The organism is Janthinobacterium sp. GW822-FHT07A03, assembly GCF_058798815.1.
The window spans coordinates 1-6927 of the sequence record NZ_JBXAKW010000025.1 but is presented as its reverse complement, the minus strand read 5'-3'; the positions used below and the strand labels follow the sequence as shown (position 1 = coordinate 6927).

At 62.3% G+C, this 6927-nt stretch carries 2 protein-coding genes; both read left to right on the top strand.

Annotated elements, in window-relative coordinates; all coding sequences use genetic code 11:
• On the top strand, positions 1-195 hold a 195-nt coding region (locus AC1RJW_RS29545; RefSeq protein ID WP_493048087.1), incomplete at its 5' end, for a hypothetical protein.
• A 70-nt stretch (positions 196-265) separates the two neighbouring features.
• A partial coding sequence (locus AC1RJW_RS29540) for an SDR family NAD(P)-dependent oxidoreductase (RefSeq protein WP_493048086.1) occupies positions 266-6927 on the top strand: 6662 nt, incomplete at its 3' end.

Below are 6927 nucleotides of genomic sequence, written 5' to 3'. Positions count from 1 at the left end.
CACGCCATCCTGGAATCGTGGCCGGAGACCGGGGCAAGCGCGGCGCGGCGCAAGCCACTGCAGCCACCGGCGCTGCAGCGTATTGACATCAGCCCGCTGGGTGCGATAACGAGTGACCAGGCGAAGGTGCAGCATTTCCATGCGGCAGTCAAAGACCAAGCCATGTCGCCAGCGGAAAGTTTATGGGGGCGCTGAACGCCCCGGCAGGACAATTATCAGGCGCATCCGCGGGTGCGTCCTTACCATGCTATTAATGAGGTTAGATGTGAAATCCACGTTCTCCATGAATTTGCAGCGTCCAATGATCCTTGGCCACCTGGTACATGGCCAGCACTTGCTGCCTGGCCTGGCCTATATCGATATGCTGTACCAGCTGTTCCGCGAACACGGCCACGATTATGCGCAACTTGAATTGCGCAATCTGTCGATCTACCAGCCGCTGATCGTCCTGCCGGATGAGACGGTGCAGCTGGGCGTCGACTGCGTGTTGCATGAGGATGGCCATTGGGATATCACGATAGGACGGCACGAAGCAGAGGAGGGCGCCGCATCATGCTATGCCACCGCCGAGATGCATCCTTGCGCGCCTGCCGCCTTTGTTTCCCTTGCCGCTGTCGGCGATATCGCCGCCGCACGCAGTACCAACGTATGCAGCCGCGATATGCAGGATGTCTATGCACAGTGCCGGCAGAAGGAGCTGGTGCACCGCGGCTTCATGCAGGCAGAGGGCACCGTGTATCAGACTTCCGAGGCATTGCTGGCCGACCTGGCGCTGGGCCCCGAGGCGGCTGCCAGCGCAGCTGGCGCCATGTTCCACCCGGTGCTGCTCGATGCCAGTGCCGTCGCGGTATCAGGGTTCCAGGAAGCCGAACCGAATTTGCGCATTCCGCTGTTTTACGAGTCTTTCCGCGCCTGCGGCCTGCTGCAGTCGGTCTGTACGGTCCGCATTCCTGCCTCCTCCGTGCAGCATAAGGGTGAGCTGCTATGCATCGACCTGGAGTTCTACGACGCAGACGGTCGCCAGCTGGCACAGTTGCTCGGGTGCGCCAACAAGACGATCCGGTCGCCTGGCTTGCTGCACGCGTCGCCAATAGCACCAGCAGTGGCAGCGCTTGTGCCCGCTGACGCTCCTGCCACCATCGATGCACAGGCCATCGCCAAGTACCTGCAAGAACTGATCGCGATCCGTCTGCAGAAGGAAGTGGCCGCCATCGGCGCCGATTGCGGCTATTATGAACTGGGACTCGGCTCCGCCGACATGCTCGAGCTGGTACGGTCCATCAATGACCGCGTCGGTGGCGCATTGGCGCCTACCCTGCTGTTCGAATACCCGACCATCAACGAGACGGCGCACTATTTGAGCGGGCACCATGACTGGCAGGCGGCGACAGTGGCATCGGCGATCCCGGTCGCGCAACGCAGCGGGGAAGGCGCGCCGCCACTGGAGGCGGTTGCCGTTATCGGCCTGGCGGGACGCTATCCGAAGGCGCGCAACGTGTGGGAGTTTTGGGAAAACCTCAAGGATGGTGTCGACTGCATCAGCGAAATTCCGGCCGAGCGGTGGGACCACAGCCAATATTTTGACGCAGACAAGTCGGTGCCTGGCAAGACATCTAGCAAGTGGGGTGGCTTCATCGATGGTGCCGATCAATTCGATCCCCTGTTCTTCAGTATTCCACCGCTGCACGCCGAATATATCGATCCGCAGGAACGCTTATTCCTGCAGTGCGCCTACGAAACGCTGGAGGATGCAGGCCAGACGCGGGAATCGCTGGCGCGGCAGGCGGGCGGCAATGTGGGTGTCTTCGTCGGTGTCATGTACGAGGAATATCAGTTGTACGGCGCGCAGGAGCAGGTACAGGGGCGGCCGGTCGCCTTGTCATCGAATGCTGCCTCAATCGCCAACCGGGTCTCGTATTTCTGCAATTTCAACGGCCCCAGCATGGCGATCAATACCATGTGCTCGTCGTCGCTGACGGCGATTCATCTCGCTTGCCAAAGCCTGCACCATGGCGAATGCGAGCTCGCCTTGGCCGGCGGTGTCAATTTGTCCTTGCATCCAAATAAATACTTACTGCTAGGGCAAGGAAATTTCGTTTCCAGCAGCGGTCGCTGCGAGAGCTTCGGCGAGGGTGGCGACGGCTACGTGCCTGCTGAGGGCGTGGGCGCCGTGCTGCTCAAGCCGCTATCGAAAGCCATCGCGGACGGCGACCATATCTATGGCGTCATCAAAGGCACTGCCGTCAATCATGGCGGCAAGGCCAACGGTTATACGGTGCCCAATCCTGGCTCCCAGGCCAATGTGATTGAACGGGCCATCCGGCAGGCGGGCATTGACGCGCGTAGCATCAGCTATGTGGAAGCGCACGGTACCGGTACGTCGCTGGGCGACCCAATCGAGATCGCCGGTCTGAGCCGTGTATTTCGCCAGCATACGCAAGACCGCCAGTTTTGCGCCATTGGTTCGGCGAAATCGAATATCGGCCATTGCGAAAGCGCGGCCGGCATCGCCGCGTTGAGCAAGGTATTGCTGCAGATGCGGCACGGTATGCTGGCGCCATCGCTGCATTCGGCCAATCCCAACCCGCATATCGATTTTGCTGCCAGTCCCTTCGTGGTGCAGCAAACACTGGCTGCCTGGCCACGCCCCCGCATCGAGGTCAATGGCGTACCGACCGATATGCCGCGTATCGCCGGGATATCATCGTTCGGTGCCGGTGGATCGAATGCCCACCTGGTGCTGGAAGAGGCTCCACGCAGTGTACGCACTACGGCACCGGAACGCCCGCGCGCGGCGCTATTTCCCCTGTCGGCAAAAGATCCGCAGGCATTACGCGAGGTGGTGCGCCTGTTGCTGGAGGCCCTGGGAGGTCGCTGTGCTGGCGCGGATCTGGCCGATATCGCCTGTACGCTGCAGCTGGGACGCGAGGCCATGGCGGAGCGGCTGGCCGTGACGGCCGAATCGCACACTGATCTCGCTGCCAAACTACAGGCCTGGCTGGCGGCCGAGGATAGCGGCAGTGCGGCCACAGGCGTCCATCGTGGCCGTGCTCGCCAAGGAACGGAGCAGGCCAAGCCCACCGGTGCTGCGCACATGGATACGCTGGCGCACGCCTGGCTGCAGCGTGCCGATGCCGTGGGCGTCCTTGACGCCTGGGTCGGCGGCACGGACATCGACTGGGTGCGCCTGCAGGGCGAGTCCCGACCGCACCGCACCAGCTTGCCCACTTACCCGTTCATGCGCGATCGCTACTGGATTCCCCAGATAGCGACACCGGGAGAGCAACCGCAAACACCCGACTGGCAGCTGCATCCATTGTTGCACCGCAACGTTTCCGACTGGACAGGGCCGCGTTTCAGCACTGTTATTCCAGCCAGTTCCGCGCTAGCCGAGCGCCACATCTGGCAGCAGCAGACCATCAGCGGGGCAATTTGCCTGGAAATGGCGCGCACCGCGTATTGCCAATACTCCGGCATGACGGCGCGCCCCGATACGATGCTGCGCCTTGAAGATCTCAACTGGCCGCTCCCGCTGGCACATACCGGGAGCCTGCTGCAGCTTGACCTGAGTCTGTATCAGGATGGCGATGCCCAGGTCGCGTTCGAAGTGTTTGATGGCGCGCCGGAGGGAGATCGGTTGCTGTATTGTGAAGGGCGCATCGGCCTGGTTGCTGGAGCGGCGCCGGAGACCCTGGACCTCGCGGCGCTGCTCAGCGAATGTGGCAACACGCGGCTATTGCCGGAACAGTGCTATGAGTGGCTGGAGGGCACAGGCTTGAGCTACGCACCGTCACAGCGGGTGATTGGTGCGGTGTACGTGGGAGAGCGGCTGATCCTGGCCCAACTGGTGTTGCCTCCTCATGCGCTGCCGGATGCGCAACGCCAGCATCTGCATCCGCTGCTGCTGGAGGCGGCGCTGCAGACAGCAGCGAGCTTCGCCTTTGGCGCAAGCCACAATTGCCAGCTTCTGCTGCCGGCCGCGTTGCGGTGTATCGATATCCTGCGTCCCTGCGCGCCTGCAATGTGGTCGGTGGTGCGGCCTAGCGACGGACTCACAGGACTGGCGTTCGATATCGACCTGGTCGACGAAATGGGCGAACTGTGTGTGCGCATGACGGGACTGACGCTGCGTGAAGCTGTCGCGGACAACGCCGCATCCCTGCTGCTGCAGCCGCAGTGGCAGGCGCAGGCGCAAGCCATGGCGCCAACGCCTCGCTATGCGGCGCATGAGGTAATCTGGTGCGGCGTGAATGGCGTCGAAGAACTGAGTCTGTCCGCTGCGCTTGGTGCGCGGTGCGTGGTGGTGCCGCCTGCCGCAAACGGTACTGCCGCCGCGTTTCGTCAGTGCGCACATGCCGTCTTTGACAAGCTGCGTTCCATGCTGGCGGCGGCTGATGGCGGCACACAATTGCTGCAAATTGTTGTTCCGGCACACGGCGAAGGACAGACACTGGCGGGTCTGGCCGGGCTACTGGACAGTGCACGCCTGGAAAATCCGCGCTTGATCGGGCAGCTGATCGCGTTCGACGCGGTGAGCGACAGCGCGCTCCTGGCTACGCAACTGCGCGTCGACAGCCAGCGGCCGGACGACCGGCGCATCCGGCATGTGGGCACGGCACGCGAGGTAATGCGTTGGGCCCCTGTGCCAGCAACGCCGTTGCCGGACCATCCGTGGAAGGCAGGTGGCGTGTATCTGATTACCGGCGGAGCGGGGGGGCTGGGCCTGATATTTGCGCGCGATATCGCACGCCAGGTACCACGTGCCACGCTGATATTGACAGGACGGTCTGCACTCGATGCGCAGCGCCTGCAGCAGTTGAGCGAACTGGAAACAATGGGAGCGCGCGTAGTCTATGAGCGCTGCGATATCGCCAATGCCACCGCGGTGCAAGCTCTGGTGGAAGACGTGGTGCGCGTGCATGGGCGCATCGACGCCGTATTGCACAGCGCCGGCGTGACACGCGACAGCTTTCTGGTGAAGAAGACAGCGGAGGAACTTGACGCCGTGCTGGCCCCGAAAGTTGATGGCCTGGTGAATCTTGACTTCGCTACGCGCGATCTTAAACTCGACTACCTGGTGTGTTTTTCCTCACTCGCCGGCGCGTACGGCAATGTTGGCCAGGCCGATTATGCGGCGGCAAATGCCTTTATGGACGCATATGCTGTTCACCGCAATGGTCTGGTGACGCTGGGACAACGTCACGGACACACGTTATCCGTCAATTGGCCGCTATGGCGCGATGGCGGTATGCGATTGGACGCCAGGACGCAACAGGCGATGCTGCAAGCAACGGGAATGGAACTGCTCACCACACAGGACGGTATCGTCGCCTTGTATCGGGCGCTGGCCGGCCGCCAGGAACAGTTGCTGGTAATGCATGGTGACCTGGAACGCATTGAACGCCTGGGCACGTCACTGGAAAGGCCTTCCGCGGTCGCACAGTTGGAGCAGCAGCCGGAGCTGGCAGTGCTGGTACCGGCGCTGGAGCGGCAGTTGAAGACGATGTTTGGCCTTGTACTCAAAATACCGCTGGAAAAGATAGACCTGGACCTGGGATTTGAAAACTACGGGGTCGATTCGGTACTGGTGACACAACTGAATGCTCACTTGGAGAACGTCTTCGGCACCCTGCCAAAGACGCTCTTTTACGAGTGCGCCAGTCTGCGCGCGTTGGGTATCTATCTGCTGGCGCAGCACCGCCACGCCTGCCTGCAGTGGAGCGGCCTGCCACAGCCCGAGGGGCGCACCCTTGGGGCGGCTGCATTGCCGCCAGCCACGCAGGCAGTTGCTGCCGCGGTGCCGCGCCGCGCCAGGAAGGCGGCACATGCGCCTGGTAGCGGGGAGGCGGCAGCACCGCTACGGCACGAGGCGATCGCTATTATCGGCCTGAGCGGCAGATATCCGAAGGCGCGCGACATGGATGAGTTCTGGCGCAATCTACAGGCCGGCAAGGACTGCATCAGCGAAATCCCGGCCGATCGCTGGGGGCTCGATGGCTTTTTCGATATGGCAGGAGGCGCCAACACAAGCTACAGCAAATGGGGCGGATTTGTCGACGGGTTCGCCGAATTCGACCCACTGTTCTTCCGTATTTCGCCCCTCGAAGCGCTGGGAATGGATCCGCAGGAGCGCCTGTTCGTCGAGACTTGCTGGGCCGTGCTAGAAGACGCCGGCTACACCCGGGAACAGCTGGCGCGGCAATATGACAACCGGGTTGGTGTGTTTGCCGGCGTAACGAAGACAGGATTTGAATTGTATGGCGCACAGCAGGCAGGTCAGGTGCTGCCCCGCACCTCGTTTGCCTCGGTAGCGAACCGAGTGTCCTACTTGCTCGATCTGAAGGGCCCGAGCATGCCCATCGACACGATGTGTTCATCGTCACTGACCGCGATTCACGAAGCCTGCGAACATATCCGGCGCGGCGAGTGCGACATGGCTATTGCTGGAGGCGTCAACCTGTATCTGCATCCATCGAACTACACTGCCCTGTGCTCGCAGCGCATGCTCTCTGAAGATGGCCAGTGCAAGAGCTTTGGTACCGGCGGCAATGGCTTCGTGCCTGGCGAAGGAGTCGGTGCGGTCCTGCTCAAGCGCCTGTCCGCCGCCGAAGCCGACCAGGACCACATCTATGGCGTGATCCGCGCTAGCAGCATCAATCACGGCGGCAAGACCAACGGCTACATGGTGCCCAATCCGCAAGTGCAAAGTGAGGTGATTCGCAATGCACTCGACAAGGCAGGCATCGATGCGCGCAGCGTCAGCTACATCGAGGCGCACGGCACGGGCACGGCGCTGGGCGATCCGATCGAGATCCGCGGCCTGGCGCAGGCGTTCGCGCGCGATACGCAGGAGCGCCAGTTCTGCGCGATCGGCTCAGCCAAGTCGAACATCGGCCACTGCGAAAGCGCAGCCGGCATCGCCGGCCT